Origin of the sequence: Binatus sp. (SeqCode), assembly GCF_035272065.1 — a bacterium.
Classification (GTDB): domain Bacteria; phylum Desulfobacterota; class Binatia; order Binatales; family Binataceae; genus Binatus.
Genome location: NZ_DATEQZ010000040.1, coordinates 23,515 through 40,538, shown reverse-complemented (window position 1 = coordinate 40,538; position 17,024 = coordinate 23,515). Strand labels below are relative to the sequence as shown.

At 62.5% G+C, this 17,024-nt stretch carries 16 protein-coding genes; 6 read left to right on the top strand and 10 right to left on the bottom strand.

Annotated elements, in window-relative coordinates; genetic code table 11:
- Positions 1–25: 25 nt before the first annotated feature.
- Positions 26–2,077: an ATP-dependent DNA helicase RecG gene (locus tag VJX68_RS06835; protein WP_324094922.1), complete on the top strand. Its 2,052-nt coding sequence runs from the start codon at positions 26–28 to the stop codon at positions 2,075–2,077.
- Positions 2,078–2,094: 17 nt separating this feature from the next.
- Here VJX68_RS06835 and VJX68_RS06830 read toward each other — a convergent pair whose 3' ends face one another.
- Positions 2,095–3,435 (bottom strand): hypothetical protein, encoded by a 1,341-nt coding sequence (locus VJX68_RS06830; RefSeq protein WP_324094921.1) that lies wholly within the window; start codon positions 3,433–3,435, stop codon positions 2,095–2,097.
- Positions 3,432–4,124 carry a septal ring lytic transglycosylase RlpA family protein gene (locus tag VJX68_RS06825; RefSeq protein WP_324094920.1) on the bottom strand — a complete coding sequence of 231 codons (693 nt, stop codon included), beginning with the start codon at positions 4,122–4,124 and terminating at the stop codon, positions 3,432–3,434. Before VJX68_RS06825 ends, VJX68_RS06830 begins: the two co-directional genes overlap by 4 nt.
- 97 nt (positions 4,125–4,221) lie before the next feature.
- Here VJX68_RS06825 and VJX68_RS06820 point away from each other — a divergent pair, with 97 nt between their 5' ends.
- The 3 genes from VJX68_RS06820 (at position 4,222) to VJX68_RS06810 (ending at position 7,137) form a co-directional block, all read left to right on the top strand.
- A complete protein-coding gene (locus VJX68_RS06820) occupies positions 4,222–5,409 on the top strand; it encodes a deoxyguanosinetriphosphate triphosphohydrolase (RefSeq protein WP_324094919.1) in 1,188 nt (395 codons plus the stop codon).
- A 43-nt stretch (positions 5,410–5,452) separates the two neighbouring features.
- Entirely contained in the window at positions 5,453–6,037 is a 585-nt protein-coding gene (locus tag VJX68_RS06815) for a hypothetical protein (RefSeq protein ID WP_324094918.1), read from the top strand.
- A 182-nt stretch (positions 6,038–6,219) separates the two neighbouring features.
- Positions 6,220–7,137: a DsbA family protein gene (locus tag VJX68_RS06810; protein WP_324094917.1), complete on the top strand. Its 918-nt coding sequence runs from the start codon at positions 6,220–6,222 to the stop codon at positions 7,135–7,137.
- Here the strand turns inward: VJX68_RS06810 and VJX68_RS06805 are convergent.
- From VJX68_RS06805 to VJX68_RS06785, 5 genes are all read right to left on the bottom strand, one after another.
- On the bottom strand, positions 7,127–7,864 hold the full coding sequence (locus tag VJX68_RS06805) for a tetratricopeptide repeat protein (protein WP_324094916.1): 738 nt from the start codon (positions 7,862–7,864) through the stop codon (positions 7,127–7,129). The two genes, VJX68_RS06810 and VJX68_RS06805, sit on opposite strands and share 11 nt — an antisense overlap.
- 58 nt (positions 7,865–7,922) lie before the next feature.
- Positions 7,923–8,468, bottom strand: a complete 546-nt coding sequence (locus tag VJX68_RS06800; protein WP_324094915.1) for a bifunctional nuclease family protein — start codon at positions 8,466–8,468, stop codon at positions 7,923–7,925.
- A 128-nt stretch (positions 8,469–8,596) separates the two neighbouring features.
- Positions 8,597–10,009, bottom strand: coding sequence for a vWA domain-containing protein (locus tag VJX68_RS06795; protein ID WP_324094914.1), 1,413 nt, complete (start codon positions 10,007–10,009; stop codon positions 8,597–8,599).
- Positions 10,010–10,052: 43 nt separating this feature from the next.
- A complete protein-coding gene (locus VJX68_RS06790; protein ID WP_324094913.1) occupies positions 10,053–11,012 on the bottom strand; it encodes an AAA family ATPase in 960 nt (319 codons plus the stop codon).
- 244 nt (positions 11,013–11,256) lie between these two features.
- On the bottom strand, positions 11,257–12,480 hold the full coding sequence (locus VJX68_RS06785) for an NAD(P)/FAD-dependent oxidoreductase (protein ID WP_324094912.1): 1,224 nt from the start codon (positions 12,478–12,480) through the stop codon (positions 11,257–11,259).
- 159 nt (positions 12,481–12,639) lie between these two features.
- On the opposite strand from VJX68_RS06785, the gene VJX68_RS06780 reads away from it, so the two are divergent.
- On the top strand, positions 12,640–13,422 hold the full coding sequence (locus tag VJX68_RS06780; protein WP_324094911.1) for an NRDE family protein: 783 nt from the start codon (positions 12,640–12,642) through the stop codon (positions 13,420–13,422).
- Between the two features lie 33 nt (positions 13,423–13,455).
- Here VJX68_RS06780 and VJX68_RS06775 read toward each other — a convergent pair whose 3' ends face one another.
- Positions 13,456–13,641, bottom strand: coding sequence for a hypothetical protein (locus VJX68_RS06775; RefSeq protein WP_324094910.1), 186 nt, complete (start codon positions 13,639–13,641; stop codon positions 13,456–13,458).
- Between the two features lie 101 nt (positions 13,642–13,742).
- Here VJX68_RS06775 and VJX68_RS06770 point away from each other — a divergent pair, with 101 nt between their 5' ends.
- Positions 13,743–14,804: a foldase protein PrsA gene (locus tag VJX68_RS06770; RefSeq protein ID WP_324094909.1), complete on the top strand. Its 1,062-nt coding sequence runs from the start codon at positions 13,743–13,745 to the stop codon at positions 14,802–14,804.
- 111 nt (positions 14,805–14,915) lie between these two features.
- On the opposite strand, the gene VJX68_RS06765 is transcribed toward VJX68_RS06770, so the two are convergent.
- Positions 14,916–15,650, bottom strand: coding sequence for an SDR family NAD(P)-dependent oxidoreductase (locus VJX68_RS06765; protein ID WP_324094908.1), 735 nt, complete (start codon positions 15,648–15,650; stop codon positions 14,916–14,918).
- A 90-nt stretch (positions 15,651–15,740) separates the two neighbouring features.
- Positions 15,741–17,015: a UDP-3-O-acyl-N-acetylglucosamine deacetylase gene (gene lpxC / locus VJX68_RS06760; protein ID WP_324094907.1), complete on the bottom strand. Its 1,275-nt coding sequence runs from the start codon at positions 17,013–17,015 to the stop codon at positions 15,741–15,743.
- Positions 17,016–17,024: the final 9 nt, after the last annotated feature.

Genomic DNA, 17,024 nt, shown 5'->3' with positions numbered 1-17,024 from the left:
TCGGCTCGACAGCCCGATTGCCGCGATGCCGGGGATTGGCCCCAAGCGCACGGCGGCTCTGGAAGCGCGCGGGCTCATTTCTGCCGGCGATCTCATTGTTCATCTGCCGGTGCGTTACCAGGATTGGCGCGAGCGCTCGGCGGCGAACGATCTTCGCGCCGATAATATCGTTGTCGTCGAAGGCGACCTCGGCAAGATTTCCGAGCGGCCTATGCGCGGGTCGCGCTGGCGGCGGCTTGCCTCTGGATGGCTCAACGTTGGCGGGCGGCAGATTCGCGTCGTGTGGTTCAATCTGCCCGCGTACATGCGCGGATATCTTCCCGGCGGCGAGCGCGTTTTGGTGCGCGGGCGCGTGGCGGCGGGAGCTGACGGTGGAATCGAGATCGTGCAGCCTGAGTTGCATCGGCTGTCGGACGGTGAGCCCAAAGGGATTCGACCGGTCTATCGACTGCCCTCGATTGTCGGGCAGCGGCTGTTCGCTGGCCTGGTCGCGCGCGTGCTTGGCGATGCGGGCGATTCGATTCGGGGAGCATTGCCCGACGAAGTGCGCGGTGAAGTGCCGACGGTTCGCGACGCGCTTAACTATCTTCACGATCCGCCTCCTGATGCCAACTTCGAGGCGTTGGCGAACGGGGGGTCGCGCGGGCACCTCGCTCTCGCATTCGATGAGCTGTTTGCCTTCGAGTTGGCGCTTTCGATTGAACGCTTTCGCAGCGGGCGGCGAGTGGGAATCGCGCTCGCGGGCTCACAGAGCCTTAGCGCGAGGCTGATCGATGAGTTGCCGTTTGCGCTGACCGGCTCACAGTCGCGCGCGCTCGAAGAAATCGGCGCCGACCTTGCGCGCCCGAACCAGATGAACCGGATGCTGATGGGCGACGTCGGCAGCGGCAAGACGATCGTCGCGTTCTGGGCGATGATTCGCGCAATCGAATGTGGGCATCAGGCTGCCATGATGGCGCCCACGGAACTGCTCGCCGAGCAGCACCACCGGGGATTCGCGCGCGCCTGCGGGCGGCTGGGGATCAGGCATGCCCTGCTCACCGGGAGCGTGACTGGTGCGGCGCGCAATCAGATTTTGCGCGGGCTCGCTAGCGGCGAAATCGGCGCGGTGTTCGGAACGCATGCGCTGATACAGGAGCGCGTGCGAATGCGCGACCTCGCGCTCGGCGTGATCGACGAGCAGCATCGCTTCGGTGTCTTCGATCGCGCCAAGATGAAAGCAATCGGGCCCCAGGCGAACCTGCTGATGATGACGGCGACGCCGATTCCGCGAAGCCTGGCGATGAGCCTGTTCGCCAATCTCGACGTGTCTTTTCTCGACGAGCTGCCGGCCGGGCGCACACCGATCGCGACTGAGATCCACACCGAGGACGATATCGCGCGGGTGCATGAGAGTTTGCGCGCCGAAATCGACGGCGGCGGGCGCGCGTACTATGTCGTGCCGTTTATCGCGGGCGACGAAGACGAAGCCAAGTCGGTGTCGGCCACCGCCGCGCGCTTAAAGAAGGGCCCGTTGCGCGAAGCGCGGATCGGCACGATGCACGGCAGGATGGGTGCGGGGGAAAAGGATCGCGTGATGCGTGAATTTCGCGACGGTGCGCTCGATGTCCTTGTCTGCACGACGGTGGTGGAAGTGGGAATCGACGTGCCCGAGGCGACGATAATCGTGGTGGTCACGGCGGAGCGCTACGGCCTGGCGCAATTGCATCAGCTTCGCGGCAGAGTGGGGCGCGGCGAGAAGGCTTCGCGATGCTGCATCGTCGCGTCGGGCGACGCGGATGAAACGGCGCTGGAACGCCTGGCGGTCATGCGCGAATGCACGACGGGCGCTGCGGTCGCGGAGGCCGACTTGCGGCGGCGCGGCCCGGGCGATTTGCTCGGTGCGCGCCAGACCGGCGCGCTGCCGCTGAGGTTCGTGCATCTGATTCGCGACCATCGCACGATCGAACGCGCGCGCAGGTTGGCTGACGACTGGCTCGTCCGCGATCCGTCGTTGGCGAGCAGCGAGTCGGCAGGCGCGCGCGCGGCGGTGAGAAAACTGCTCGCACTCGGTTTCAGTCTGGGCGACGTAGGGTAGGGCGCCCCGCAAGCCGCTTATTGATCGGCGGACGTGGCGGACGGCTCGATGCGCGCGGAGACGCCGCCGGTTTCGATCGTGCTCGCGTTCCAAATAGCGGGCGCGAGCGTGTCGAAATAATCCGCGCCCTGCCCAATGACGACGAGCACCGCGTTGGAGCGGGTGTCGATGCGGTGCGGGGTGGAGTCTCCGAGCAGGCGGTCGAGCAAGGTCTCATAAACGACCGCGAAGTGGCTGGCGGTTTGCAGGTCGCTAAACGCCAGCATCCAGATCACGTTCACGCCGCGGCTCTCCTGCAGGATGATCATGCGGTCGGCCACCCATCGCGCGGCGAGTCCGACCTCGTTGGATTGCTTGCCCAGGTTGCGCTCGAGGATCACGCGAAGCAGCAGTTCGCCGTAAGTGTCGTCGTCGGCTTTTTTCCATCCGCTCATAACTCCGTCGTAGCCAGCGAGCTCGATTCGCGGCCCTGACGCGGTGCTGTCAAAGTAGAGCTCGGGGTGCAGAATCTGGTGGCTGGACTGCGGCGGTCTGCCATACAGCGCGTCGACCGCAGGCCATCCGCCGCGGCGATAAGCCTCGGCGACGAAGCGGACGCCGTCGGAGTACTGGAACACCAACGGCGCGCTGAGGCCCTCCGGCGTGTCGGGCGCTTCCGTTGCCAGAGCCTGCGGGAGCTGCTTGAGGTTGTCGGCGAGCGCGTCTGCCGTACTGTCGTCCATGCGACCGGCGGCGTAAGCGAAGCCCGCGATGGTCGCGTCGCCCTCGGCCACGGACTTGAGCGCGAGCCCGCGATCGTCGTCGTCCTTGACTTTGTCGAGGCTCGTTTCAAGACCGAAGTTCTGATCCTGCAGCGCATGCGTCAACTCATGCGCCAGCAGCATCTCGCCGACGACGTCGCGCTGAATGATAAACTGAGCCGCGCTGTTCCAGATGCCGAGATCGGCGCCGCCCTCGACCAGCACCATTTCCTTGCCGTGCGGATCGTAAAAGCCCGCGACCTGGCTCTTGAGCAGCTTGAGCGACGCGGCCTTGAGGTCGAGTCCCGCGGGATACAGACCGGTGAGCGAGCCGGCGACGGCGTCTGCCTCCAGCTGCTGGTCGGTGTAGTCGCGCATCAGGTCGGCTTCCATCATCGCCTCGGCTTCGTTCGGGGTTTTGATGGTGAGCGGAACCGATTGCTTGAAGCGCAGCTGACGGACCGTCTGGATGCCGGTCTCAATTTTCGCGGCCTGCTGCGAATTGACATGGTCGCCGTTGACGAGCGAGTAGGCGCATCCGCGTAGAATGATCAGCGCGGCGACAGCGCAAGCAGGCCACCAGAGCCGTCGTCCGAAGATAATGGCCCGGCTGTTCATTCGGTGACGATCACAACTGGAAGTCCGAAGTGGGCGGAGTCGGACGCGCGCGTCTCGGCCGCGGAGCGACTCGCGAATGCGCCCATGCGTACACGGTAATAGCGGCGATGGTCGGCATCAAGCTGATCGATGTGAACGTCGTCGTAGTAGGAGGCTAGCTTGCCACGCACCTGCTCGGCGTTCTGACGCTCGGAAAATGAACCGACCTGCACCCAGTAGCGCAGCGGCGCGCCGACCTCGCGAGTGCCCGGCGGCTTGCTGATGAGCGCGATGCGCACGCGCGCGGTGCCCTGGTCGAGCATCCCGATGATCCGCGCCGCCTTGTGCGAGAGATCGATTTTGCGCCCCTTCACGAACGGCCCGCGGTCGGTGATCCTCACCTCGACGGAGCGGCCGTTGTCGAGATTCGTGACCATCACGCGGCTGCCTAATGGAAACGCGATCGACGCCGCGGTTAGGTCCTCCTGATCGTAAACCGCGCCTGCGGCGTCTTTGTGACCGTGGAATCCCGGACCGTACCACGAGGCCATCCCGACTACCTCGGGCGTCGGAGTTGGCTGAGCGGCGGGCGCGGGCGCTGGGGGCGGGAGCTGGGCTGGACGAGACGTCGCGCACGCGGCGAAGAGTGCGCTCATAACGATCGTCAGCGCGATTCGTCGTTGCACGCTGTAGTTTTGAATGCGAGACATGCCGGCAACCCGCCTCAGATTATAAGAACCCGGCAGTCGCGGCATAAGCACCGTGTTGACCGATGTCGAGAGGGGCGCTTCGGGAGCTGTCGGCGGCGTGGTAGCATCTCGGTTGTTGAACGCGATGCTGCGCACGAGGCAGGAGCTGGAGGATATCGAGGCGCGCACGCTGGCGCCGTATGCGATGGCGTCGCGGGCCAGTCGCGGGCGCCGCTTTCCCGAACCCGAGCATCCGATTCGCACCGTCTTTGCGCGCGATCGCGACCGCGTCATTCACTCCGCCGCGTTTCGACGCCTCGAGTACAAAACCCAGGTCTTCGTCAATCACGAGGGCGATTACTACCGCACTCGCCTGACGCATACGCTCGAAGCCGCGCAGATCGCGCGCACGGTAGCGCGGGCACTCGGCCTCAACGAGGAGCTTGCAGAGGCGGTCGCACTCGCGCACGACCTCGGGCACACTCCCTTCGGCCACGCCGGCGAGAAGGTGCTCAACGAGCTGATGACGCCGTACGGGGGCTTCGATCACAACGCGCAGAGTTTGCGCACCGTCGATTGGATCGAGATTCGCTACCCGAATTTTCGCGGGCTTAATCTGAGCTTCGAAGTGCGCGAGGGAATCGTCAAGCATTCGCATTTTCAGGATCGTCCCGCCGCGCAGGAGTTTGATGCGAGCACTTACCCATGCCTCGAAGCGCAAATCGTCGATCTGGCCGACGAGATCGCGTACCTCGCGCACGACGTCGACGACGGCTTGAAGGCGCAGATGCTTTCGGTCGAGGAACTCAATGCGTCCGCCCTGTTCAGAGAGTCGGCGGCTGCCGCGCGCGCCGCGTCCCCGGCGGCCGAGATGCGCGTGCTGCGCTACCAGATCGTCATCAGGATGATCGACGCGATGTCCACCGACCTGATGACCAATCTCGCCGGCGAGCTGGAGCGCAGCAAGATTCGCAGCGTCGAAGATGTGCGCAAGGCGGAGAGGGTGCTCGCGTCTTTTGGCTCTGCCATGGGACCGAAGGTCGAAGAAATCAAGCAGGTGATGCGCGATCGATTGTATCGGCACTACCGGGTCAGCCGGATGACCGAGAAAGCGGGCAGGGTGCTCGACGCCCTGTTTCAAACTTACATGACCGAGCCGCGCCAGATGCCGGAGCACGTGCTCGCGCGCGCCGAGCGCTACGGCGAACCGATTTCGCGGGCGGTCGCGGACTACATCGCGGGGATGACGGACCGCTTCGCCCTCGACGAATATCGCAAACTCTTCGATCCAAATGAGCGCGTCTGACAAGCACGCGCCCTCGAGAAGATCGCGCCCGCGGCGGTCCTTGGTGATCCGGCGGGCCGATCACGTCGGCGATCCCGTCGGGCTCGCATTTCTCGAGTCGCCGGAGACCAACGGCGATGCGGTGCTCGAGCGCCTCCGCGAATATCTCGGCGACAAGCTCAAGCTCGTCAAGGCGGAAGTCTCGCACAACGAGATAACGGTGGAAGTCGAAGCGTGCGGATGGACCGAGGAGGGCGCGCGGATGGCGGCGCTCGCACGCGAGCTATACGAGAAGGGCGCCAAGCGCTCGGCGCTGTCGATGTACCGCGACGCGCTCGAACTCGATCCTCTGAACGCCTCGGCGATTTTGAGACTCGGCCTGGCGCTTGCCGAGCAGCAAAAATTCGCGGAGGCGTTCGACGCGCTCAAGCGCGCGAGAGAGTTCGGCGCCGCCGGCGTCGAGCTGCTGATCGCGATGGGACGATGCGCGGCTGGGCTGGAGCGCAGTGCGAACGCGGTCACGTACTACGAAGGAGCGTTGAAGCTCGAACCGCGTAATTTCGTGGCCCGGAGAGCGTTGAGCGCGCTGGGCCGCAAGCCCGGAACGCCTGGCAAAGAATCCGGCGCTGTACGGAGCGGTCGCGATTAGCTAGAACTGTGCGGAATTCGCCGGCGGTGGTTCTCTTAAAATCACGCCGGACACAATCAATATTGAAGCGGGGAGCGTCGCAGCATCCAATGATTTCAGGCCTTTTACGATTTTCAGTTATTTGTCGTAGTTTACATAATACTTCTTATGCGAAGTTACGCGGCGATGAAAGGATCGCCGGTATGTGCGCTTTCGTCGGCGCGTTGATGTTGCTGGGCGCCAGCAGAGCGGCGTTCGCGCAGAATGCGCCGGGGGCCTCCCCTGCTGCCGCCGCTGCGGTCGCCACCGATCCCGCCAAGGACGCGGCGTTGAAGACCTATCTCCAGAAACACTTCAAGATTCCCAGCGCCGACCTGATCAAGCTGGGCCCTGCTTTCAAGACGCCGATCGAGGGTCTCTACGCGCGCCAATTGATCGTCGGCAATGAGGCGGGACAGACCGTCTCCACTACGCTGTTCTTCGACAAAGATGAGACCAAGGCCATCATCGGTCAATATATCGACACCAGCATGGAGCCGTGGGGACGGGTTAACATGGGCGCTGTTAGCCTGGACGATCGCCCGACGCAGGGGCCGGCGGATGCGCCGGTGACGATCGTCGAGTTTGCCGACTTCGAATGTCCGTTCTGCGCGCATGCGTTCAGCGTGATCGAGACCCTGGTCAACACGACCTACAAGGGCAAGGTGAAGGTGATTTTCAAAGCCTACCCGCTGAACGTGCATCCGTGGGCGATCAAAGCCGCCGAGGCCGCCGAATGCGCGCGGCTGCAGAACCCGACGGCGTTCTGGGACTTCGCGCGCTACTTCTACACCAACCAGGGCTCGATCACCGTCAAGAATATTCAGGACGACGTCGACAAGCTGGCGAAGGCGCAGAAGCTCGACGCGCCTTCACTCAAGGCCTGCATGGACAGCGCGCAAACCGAGGCCCGCATCAAGCAGGATCAGACGGACGGCAATGCGATTCGAGTCTCGTCAACGCCGACGTTCTTCGTCAACGGAATCCCGGTCGTGGGATTGCCTGACGGCAAAGTGATAGAGTTCGTGATTAACTCGGAGCTTGCGGGAAAGTCGCCGTCGGCCTCTGCGACTAATGAATGACGACCGGCTGCGGTCCGCCCGCCGCGGCTGACGGCGGCGGCGGAATCTCGGCAGGCGCGCCGAGCAGCGCCAGCGATTCCATTACGTCCTGGCGCTGCTGCGCGAACGGATGCGCGGCGAGAAAACCGCGATAGGCGACGATCGCGCCCTGCTTGTCGCCCGCCTTCGCCAGCATCCGCGCGACACCGAGCTCCGCCCTCACCTGCTCCGGCCCCGGATCCGCGGCCGCCTGCTGATACGCGCCCGCCGCTTTCTTCCAATCGGCCATGTGCTCGTAAACCACCGCGAGGTTGGTCAGCGCGAGGCTGCGGAACAGAGGGTCGCGCTCCTCGGCCAGAAACGCGACGAGCGAATCGCGCGCGTCCGGCAGGTCGCCGTCGGCAATGTACGCGCTGGCGACGTAGAAGCGCGCTAGTCGTCCGAGCCGGCGTGCCGGCTCTTCATCCGCAAGCTGCTTGAACTGTGTCTCGGCGTCTTTGTTCTGGCCGGCGTTGAGCGCGGTGATCGCATCGTAGAAGCGCGCCGACGCAATACTGTCGCGATGACGCTCGTAGTAGTACACGCCAATCACGACCGCGCCGGCGACCACGACGACCGCGGTCGAGACAATCACCTGGGTTAGGTTCTTGACCAGGAAGTCGCGCGCGTTGTCGACCAGCGTCGTGAACTCGTCGGGCGCCCTGAGTTCTTTTTGCGTTAGCTTGCGGCGATGAGTGGTCGGCGGCATCGAATGCTCCAGCGGGCGCCGCCCGGCAGAGGACCAGAGGAGTTAGCGCGCACGCGCCTTACATCTTGTATTTGAAATCCTCGGGCGACATCCGCTCGAGGATCTCGGACCATTTGTCGCGCGAGACGCCGGCGAGGTTCTGATCGGAAGTCTGCGGTTCGCCCTGGGATTCGTGGAGCTCGCTGCTGGCCTCGAGCACTTTCTTCGCGACGTAAATCGGCGACTTGGTGCGCAACGCCAGCGCAATCGCGTCGCTCGGCCGCGAATCTATTTCGAGCGCCTTGCCGTCGCGGGTTTTCACCTGGATTCGTGCGAAGTAGGTGTTCTCGCGCAGCTCGGTGATCTCTGCCGACTCGACGGTCGCGCCGAACTCGACCATCAGGTTGCGCAGCAGGTCGTGGGTCATCGGGCGCTGCGGCTTCATCCCTTCGAGCTCAGTGGCCATCGCGGTGGCTTCGAGCGGACCGATCCAGATGTGCAGGTTGAGTTTGTTGTCAGGATCCTTCAGAACGACGATGGGCATTTTGGTTGAGGGGTCGAGCATGATCCCGCCCACAATCATCAAAATAAAGTCTTCCCTGTGTCCGGCCATAGAGGGGCTCATCAACCTTTTCTCTTCGAGCATGCGCGCTTTCGAACCGAAATTCTGCGCATCACCCCGAGAAAATATCTTGGCCCAAAGACGCAGTGTGGTCAACCGAACAAGCCGCGCAGCCGCGAGGATCGAGTCCGTCAGCCTGCGACCAAGCGATCGACAACGCGGTAAAGCTGGTTGAGATTGCGGCACTCTTCCACCAGGTCGCAGTGCGGGGCGTAGCGATCCATCTCGCTGTCGCCGAAGCCCCAGGTATTGCGGCTCTCAGGATTAAGCCAGATCACTTTTTTCGCGCGCTGGCGGATTTCACGCAAGCACCAATCGTGCGGGAGATTGTAATTGTTGCGCGCGTCGCCAAGCACGATAACGGTGGTGCGCTTGTTGACCGTGCCCAGATGATCGGTGACGAAGTTGCGGAACGCGTAGCCGAAATTCGAGTGGGCGTACACGTTGATGATATCGCCCTTGAGCGCGACGTCGAGCGCTTCCTTGGCGTCGTTGTTGCGGAAGCATTCGGTCACCTCGCCGATGTCGGCGACGAAGATGAAACTGCGCACGCGCGAATATAGATCCTGCAGCGAGTACACGAACTGCAGCATAAAGCGCGAGGCGTTGCGCACCGAGTCCGAAACGTCGCACAGGATTACGACCTGCGGCTTTTCCTTCTTGCGCTTCTCGAAGCGAAGCTTGAACGGGACGCCGCCGTACTCGAGGTTCTGGCGCAGCGTGCGCTTGATATCGAAGCGGCCCTTCTTCGAGCGCTTGCGACGCACCGTGATCACGTTCTTCAGGCGCTGCGCGAGGCGCGTCACCGCCTCATTCATCTTCTTGAGTTCTTCTTCGGTCAAGTAATAGAAGCTCTTCTCGCCAATTTGATTGAGGCGCTGATCTTCCTTCTGCTTGATATCGCGCTTCTCACGCTCCATCCGGACGTAGCGGCGGATAATATCGTCGAGCGCCTTGAGCCGGCGCTCGAGGTACTCTTCCATCTTGGCTTTTAGCTCGGAGCCGATGTCCATCTTCTCGAGCTGCTCGCGCAGCTCCTTGATCTCGGCTTCGATTTTGTCCAGCCCGAGCTGGCGGGCGAGCGCGCGCGCGAAATAGTTCTCCTCGATCGTGCGCTCGATGCCCTGCAGCTTGACGGCGCGCGAGGCTTCTCGGATTTTCCGCTCCATCTCGCCCGAGTTGTTCTGCAGCAGTTGTTTCGCGAGCTCGGAGAGATTCTTGCCTTCTTTCTTGAGCATCTTCTCGACTTCGTCCAGGAATTTCTGAAATTCCTGATCGGACATCGAGAGCGCGTTCTGCACGGCCTGGCTCGCCTGCTTGATAATCTCGCCGAGGCCGGAGAAATAGATATCGAACAGTTCCTCGAAGACGGGCAACTCGCTGGCCCGCTTGACCATCGTGGAGCGCAGCGCGGCGCGGAACGCATCGCGCTCGGCGAGGCCGGTGACTTCGGAGGCGCTGAACGCGTCGAGCGTCTCAGCGAGCGAGACGCGCACGCCGTTCTCGCGCAGCAGGTTTGCAAATTCTACGAGCTTCTCTTGCATGGTGCGCTGATGCCCTACCCTACTCGTTCAACGCGCGCGCCGATCAATTGAGGAGATCCTTGTCGCTGCCGGCTTCGGTGCCGCGACGTGCGCGCACGCGGCGCACATAGTCCTTGAGCTCTTCCTGCGCTTTGCGCACGTCGCCCTCGTACTTGACGATCGTGTCAAGCGTTTCGGTAACGAGTTCCTGGTCGAGGCTGTTCACGTTGAGAAGAGTGAGAGCCTTGACCCAATCGAGCGTCTCGCTGATGCCGGGTGTCTTCTTGAGATCGAGCTTGCGCAGCGATTGCACGACCGTGACGACTTCCTCGGCGAGCTTGATAGCCGCCTCGGGCACCTTGAGCTTGACGATCGCGAGTTCCTGCGCGCGATCTGGAAAGTCGATGTACAGGTGCAAGCATCGACGCTTCAGCGCGTCGGACATTTCGCGCGCGTTATTCGACGTTAGGACAACCAGCGGGATGTGCTTGGCCTTGAGCGTGCCGAGCTCGGGCACCGTCACCTGGAAGTCGGACAACAATTCGAGCAGGAACGCTTCGAACTCGGCGTCGGCCTTGTCGATCTCGTCGATCAGCAGGACCGACGGTTGCTCGCTGGAGATGGCCTTGAGCAACGGGCGCGGCAGCACGAAGCGTTCGGAGAAAAATACTTCGTCCTGCGCGGCGATTCGATCGACTGCCTCGGTGAGCCCCTTGGCTCCCACCAGTACTTCACTGATTTTGTCCTTGAGGATTTGCGTGTAGAGGAGCTGCTTCGCGTACTCCCATTCGTAAAGCGCCTTGCCCTCGTCGAGGCCCTCGTAACACTGGAGGCGGATCATGTCGAAGCCGAGCGAGGCGGCGAGCACCTTGGCCAGATCGGTCTTGCCGACGCCGGCGGGGCCTTCGACCAGGATGGGTTTGCCCAGTTCGCTCGCCAGGTAGATGACGGTCGCGATTCGCCGACTGGCGATATAATTGTTCTTGGCGAATCGCTCGATTACGTCCTCGATCGATGAAAACATCCATCCTCCTCGACAGCGGAAGCTGAAGGGCAAGCCCCGCGCGGATTAGATTAAATATCACGCCGAGTTAAGGCGAGGAAACCCACTGCAGGACCGGTCGAGACCGCCGCAGAATTGAATCTGAAACCCGCGGTGGGATTCGCGCTTCCTTCGGCAGGGGTGACCCCTGCACCCGGTATTACGAAAGGAGAAGATGCGGGACTTCGTCCCTGTTAAAGCTTTTTGGTGCATGGATCCTGAGCGCTTAGATGTGCAACTCCTCCCAGACTTGCTCGCCGCGATCGAAGCGATCGCGCGAGAGTGCGGATGCATCGAAGGCGCAGTACTTGCCGTGCGCAATCAGATCGGCGAGCGCCTGGCCGGCGCCGTAGGATTGCATCACGCCGCGGCCGCTGAACGAATGCGCCTCGTAAACGCGTTTCGTTGGGTCGGCGCGCCCGACGATCGCGCTGCGGTCGGGACTGACTTCGTACAGCCCGGCCCATCCGGTGACGTGGCGCAGGCGTTCCATCGAGGACATCCGCGCGAACATCCGCGGCCAGATTTCGTTCAGGAAGAACGGCTCGCCGTCGTAGTTGAAATGATAGCCGGGTGGTTCGTCGGGCGGCGAGTATCCTGCCAGGATGTGCGCGCCCTCGTTGTGAAAGTACACGCCGGAGGTATCGACGATCATGCCGTAGTTCGCGAGGTTGGTCTCGCGATTGTCGACGATGCAGACTTGGCGGCGAATCGGCTGCGTCCAGTTGCGCAGCCCCAGCAGTTTCATCGCGGACGGTGACCATGCTCCCCCGGCGATGACGATCGAATCGCAATTCAGCTCGAACACGTGACCAGTTTCCGCTTCGCCGGGGCCGTCCTGCGTCATCATACGGACCAGGCCCTCGTCGCTGTGCGGCTCGTCGGATTGCCAGCATTGGAGGCGAACGCTCGACGCGCCTGCATCGAGCGCGACGACGTAGGTGCGATCGAGAAACTGTGCGCCGAGTTTCAGCGCGCGGGCGCGATAGTGCCCCTTGAGCAGGTTCGGGTTGATGAGCCCGTCGGCGGGCGAGAAGGTGGCGCCTGCAATCCCGTCCAGCTTGTCGATCTCGGGCACGCGGCGATTGACCTCGGCGCGCGTGAGCGCCTCGATCGGATGGCCGAGCTCGCGCTGCAGCGGGATATGCTCGACAGCGCGCGCGAACGTCTCCTGATCGTAAAGCCACAGGTAACCCTTCTGGCGGAAGCCGACTTCGTCGCGCACGCGCTGGTAGTACTCGATCGACGCGCGGCATAGCGCGATATTAACGCGCTGCCACCAGGTGGCGCGCACGCCGCCCGCGTTCTTCTCGCTGGAGCTGAGGCGTCCGCTGAGATCGATATCGACGGCGAGCGTCTTGAGTCCGCGCTCGGCGAGGGCCATCGTGACCGAGCTGCCGACGACGCCGGCGCCGATGACGATCACATCGAATCGCTCACCCGCAATCACGCAACGATTCTATCAAAGTCGTTTTGTTGAAGGACGCGTAATCGTATGTGAAACCCGCTGTGAGTTTCACGCTTCCTCGGGCAGGGGTAAATCCCTGCACCTTGGTATTAAGAATGCGGGGCTTGTGCGAGTACCTTGTGGACTGCCAATTTTGAAGGGATGTGCACGCTGGCGATTTATTTTCAGGCTACGCGCGATTGTCCGGTGGTGATTGCGGCTAATCGCGATGAGTTTCTGGAGCGGGCAGCGGGTGACCCCACTACTCTGCTCGAGCATCCGCACGTTGTTGGCGGGAAGGATCTCAAGGCGGGCGGCACCTGGCTGGGGATCAGCGAGCACGGGATCGTTGCGGGGCTGTTGAATCGGCGAGCGGAGAATGGCGGCAATCCGGATGCGCGGTCGCGCGGGCTGTTATGCCTCGATGCGCTGCGGCGGCGGACTGCGCGCGAAGCGGCGGAGTTCGCGTCACACGAGCGCGGGTCGGACTACAACCCATTCAATTTGCTGATGGTGTCGCGGACGGAAGCGTTCGTCGCCTACAACCGTGGCGCTTCGATTGAGGTGGTCGAGATCAAGCCGGGGCTGCATCTTTTGTCCAATCTCGATTTGAATGATTTCGAGTGTCCGAAGATCAGTGCGTCGTACGGGAAGTTCGCGGAGCTTGGGAATCGTGCGGATTTTCAGCGCGACCCGATTGGGCAGCGTGCTGCGCTCGGGGCGTTGCTGGCGGATCACAATACGCAGCTCGATTCGCGATCAGGACGGCCTAACGCGCTGTGTCTGCATCTCGAGAATTATGGGACGCGGTCGTCGAGCTTGATTCTCATGCGCGGGCAGACCCAGGAGATTGCGCACTACTTCGCGCCAGGGCCGCCGTGCAGGACGGCGTATGCGCCGGCGATGGTGCCGCGGCGCAGCGCAGCGCAGGAACCGAACCCCTAACCTCTTCCCCGGTGGAAGGGGACCCGTCAGGCATTAAGGGCTGAAGTAGGCGGCGATGCCGGTGAGGATGAAGCATCCGATGGCGATTGAGGCGGAGGCGAGGAAAATCGAGGCAAGGAACGGCGGCTCTATTACGAAAAACAGGATAAAGCCTGCGACTATCGCGACGACGCTCGCTATTATCGCGCAGACCATGCTCACCGTGCGCAGTTGCGTCATCGCGAATCTCCACCTTGCCTTGACGCCGAGGCGCAGCCGAGTATACGCCGTGGGTTCATCGTGCACGTCGCCGGGCGCGACCGATTGGGGGGGTTGGATTGATGCGCATTAGCCGTGAGCAGATTGCCTGTCTGATTGTCGCGATTGCGGTCGCGGTTGCAACCGCACGTCCGGCCCGCGCGCAACTGGGTGAGTCGGGGCTGAACTGGCAGCAACGCTTCCTCGGCATCATCCCTCTCGTCAAGCCCGATCCGAAGGACCCGGTGGTCGTGACAGTCAACGGCGCGCCGATTACGGCGGCGGAAATCACCGACTACGCGAAGACCGAAGCGCAGATGATCAACGCGACCAGCACCGAAGAATCCAAGGCGGTGTTTCGCGATGCGAGCGAAAATCTAATCAACCGGCAACTGCTGCTGCAGGAGGCCGCGAAACGCAAGATCACGATTCCCGACGGCGAAGTGGCGCAGCGCGCGCGAGAGTTCCAGATTGCCGGCGCGGGCGGGCAGGCAGTCACCCAGAGCGGCGCGCCGGATACGCAGTTGATGAACGCGGTGCGCGGGTCGATGGAGATCGAGAAGATGCTCGACGACGAATTCCGCGCGCATCATGTGCAGCCGACCGACGCGCAGATTCAGAAGTACTACGAAGAGCATCGAGATCTCTTCGTGAAGGATCCCGGCGAGGTGCAGATTGCGCATATCGCCGTGAAGATACCGCCCAACGCGACCGACGCACAGAAGAAAGCGGCGGCCGAAAAGATAATCAAGATTTACAACGAGGCTAAGAAGACCAAGGACTTCGCCGCGCTCGCGAAACAAAACTCGGAGGACACGGAGTCGGCGGCGAAGGGGGGCGACCTCGGCTACTTTCGGCCCGGGCAGTTGCCGCCGGTGGTGGACAAGGTGGTCTTCGCAACGCCGGTCGGGCAGCTGACGCAAATCGTCGAGTCGAATCTCGGCTACAGTTTTATCAAGGTGGTCGCGCGGCGCGGAGAGACGATTTCGCTGCTGTCGGAGGTGAAGGCGAAGATCGCAATGTTCATCCTCGACGAGAATGAAGACGCGGTGGTGAAGGGGATGCTCAAGAAGATCGCGAAGGGCGCGAAGATCGAGTTCAAGAGTCCGCCGAAGGAGAGCAGCACCGCGAAAAGCGGGGAGTGAATACACCTGATTGGATGTGAAACCCCTCCGCGGGTTTCACGCTTCCTTGGGCAGGGGTGACCCCTGCACCCAGCACTAAGAGAAGATGCGGGACTTCGTCCCTGCTAGAAGTTAAGGCGAAAGGAGGCGACCGCCTTCGAGGGTCAGCAGGGCGCCGGTCGCGAAGTCGGTCTCGCAGAAGAAGAGCACGGCGCGGGCTACGTCTTCGGGCGTACCCATTTTTTTTGTCAGAGTGCGACTGACAAGACGCTCTACTTCTTCCCTGGTGTAGTCTTCGGGGGGCATCACCATGCCAAGCGCGATGCAGTTCACCTGGACCTCGGGGGCCAGTTCTTTGGCTAGTGCTTTTGTCAGGCCGATGAGGCCGGTCTTCGAGACTGAGTATGGCAGGTAGTCTTTGTAGGGGCTGATGCCGGCCCAATCGCCGAGGTTGACGATTTTTCCGGCGCCTTGTCGGCGCATCGCGGCGCCCGCGAACTTCGACAGAAAAAACGGCGCCTTCAGGTTGGTGTTGAGGTTCGCGTCCCAGTCGCCCTCGGTGACTTCGGCGAGCGGCGTGGGCGCGAAGACCGAGGCGGAGTTGACGAGGATGTCGATGCGGCCGAAGGCGTCGAGAATGCTCGCGATCATCTGCTCGATTTCGGCGACGTGCTCGAGGTTGGCATGGAATGTTTGCGCCTTGCCGCGCTTGCTTGCGATTTCGGCGACCACTGCGTCCGCTTCGTTCTGCGAGGTTCGATAGTGAACTGCGACCGACGCGCCGTGAGCGGCAAGTTCGAGCGCGATCGCGCGGCCGATGCGGCGGCCGGCGCCGGTTACGAGTGCGACTTTTTGGTTGAGGTCCATGTCGAGATTTGTGCAGTCAGGATTGAAGCGACCGCTTGCGCATCAGGAACCTAACCTTTCCATGTGGAAAGGGGAACCAGTCAAGAATTCTTAAGAAAGGGATGCGTGGATCGCTTTGACCAGCGCCAGGTTGTCGGAGTGGCCGGTCTTCGATGCGGTGACGTGCGCGTGCAACGGACGGCCGAGCAGGTAGAGGTCGCCGACCAGATCGAGGATTTTGTGGCGCGCGAATTCGTCGGCAAAGCGCAGCGTGGTGTTCACGACTTTGTCGTCGTCGACGAGGATCGCGTTGTCCAGGCGCGCGCCGCCGCCGAGGCCAAGCTGGTTGAGCTTGCGGAACTCGCGGACGGAGCCGAAGGTGCGCGCCGGCGCGACTTCTTGCATGTACACCTCGGGCGAAGTCAGCTCGAAGTGCAACTGCTGAAAGCCGATCGGCTTCGGGTAGTCGAGCGTGTAGTCGATGATCAGATGGTCGGCGGGTTCGGCCTTTATAAACTCGCGGCCTTCGCCTTCCTCACCGACAATGATCTTGTGCCTGATTCTGAGCGGTTCGACGGTCGCGTCCTGCTCGGTGAGGCCGGCTTCGCCAAGCTGTTTGCAAAACTCGAGCGCGGAGCCGTCGAGTGCCGGGACTTCGTCGTCAGTCTTGATGAGGAGGTTGGTGATGCCAAACGCGTGGAGCGCGGACAGCAGATGCTCGACCGTGCGGACCGAGCGGCCGCCGCTGGTGAGGGTGGTGTTGTAGCCGGTGTCGGTGACGTTCTCGAAGCGGACAGGAATCGCGGTTTCGTCGGCGAGCGAGGTGAACACGATGCCGAATCCTGCCGGCGCGGGATGCAATATGACGCCGGTCTTGAGCCCGGTGTGAAGCCCCTGCCCGCCCATCACAATCGACCGTGCGACGGTGCGCTGCGGGGTCGCGCCGGCACGAATTGCCTTGCGGCCGGCGGCGCGGACCTCGGCGCACACACCGCGCGCGTTGGACGGATCCGGACCGGCAGAGTCGCCTTCGAGCGCGCGCGCGATCGATGCGAGCAATCCGCTGACCGAGAACGGCTTTTGAATGAAGTCAGCGGCGCCGAGCTTAGTGGCGGCGACCGCGCTCTGAATGTTGGCGTGGCCAGAGATCATTATCACCGGCACGCGCGGCTGCTCGGATTTAATCCGCCGCAGCAACTCGATGCCGTCCATCTCAGGCATCCAGACGTCGAGCAGAACGATCGCAGGACTCTCTCGCGCGATGAGGTCCATCACGCCCGGCGCGTGGCCGGTATCGACGACCCGAAAGCCTTCGTCGCTCAGAATTCCACGCAAAGACGACCGAATCCGCTCCTCGTCATCCACCACCAACACGGTCTCATTCACGTTAAATTT

What these genes read in the sequence shown, in the direction of transcription:
- VJX68_RS06835 (WP_324094922.1), top strand. Translation starts at nt 26, where the DNA reads ATGCCGGGGATTGGCCCCAAGCGCACGGCGGCTCTGGAAGCGCGCGGG.
- VJX68_RS06805 (WP_324094916.1), bottom strand. Translation starts at nt 7,864, where the DNA reads ATGCCGCCGACCACTCATCGCCGCAAGCTAACGCAAAAAGAACTCAGG.
- VJX68_RS06795 (WP_324094914.1), bottom strand. Translation starts at nt 10,009, where the DNA reads ATGCAAGAGAAGCTCGTAGAATTTGCAAACCTGCTGCGCGAGAACGGC.
- VJX68_RS06770 (WP_324094909.1), top strand. Translation starts at nt 13,743, where the DNA reads ATGCGCATTAGCCGTGAGCAGATTGCCTGTCTGATTGTCGCGATTGCG.
- VJX68_RS06825 (WP_324094920.1), bottom strand. Translation starts at nt 4,124, where the DNA reads ATGTCTCGCATTCAAAACTACAGCGTGCAACGACGAATCGCGCTGACG.
- VJX68_RS06810 (WP_324094917.1), top strand. Translation starts at nt 6,220, where the DNA reads ATGTGCGCTTTCGTCGGCGCGTTGATGTTGCTGGGCGCCAGCAGAGCG.
- VJX68_RS06800 (WP_324094915.1), bottom strand. Translation starts at nt 8,468, where the DNA reads ATGAGCCCCTCTATGGCCGGACACAGGGAAGACTTTATTTTGATGATT.
- VJX68_RS06830 (WP_324094921.1), bottom strand. Translation starts at nt 3,435, where the DNA reads ATGAACAGCCGGGCCATTATCTTCGGACGACGGCTCTGGTGGCCTGCT.
- VJX68_RS06790 (WP_324094913.1), bottom strand. Translation starts at nt 11,012, where the DNA reads ATGTTTTCATCGATCGAGGACGTAATCGAGCGATTCGCCAAGAACAAT.
- VJX68_RS06780 (WP_324094911.1), top strand. Translation starts at nt 12,640, where the DNA reads ATGTGCACGCTGGCGATTTATTTTCAGGCTACGCGCGATTGTCCGGTG.
- VJX68_RS06765 (WP_324094908.1), bottom strand. Translation starts at nt 15,650, where the DNA reads ATGGACCTCAACCAAAAAGTCGCACTCGTAACCGGCGCCGGCCGCCGC.
- VJX68_RS06775 (WP_324094910.1), bottom strand. Translation starts at nt 13,641, where the DNA reads ATGACGCAACTGCGCACGGTGAGCATGGTCTGCGCGATAATAGCGAGC.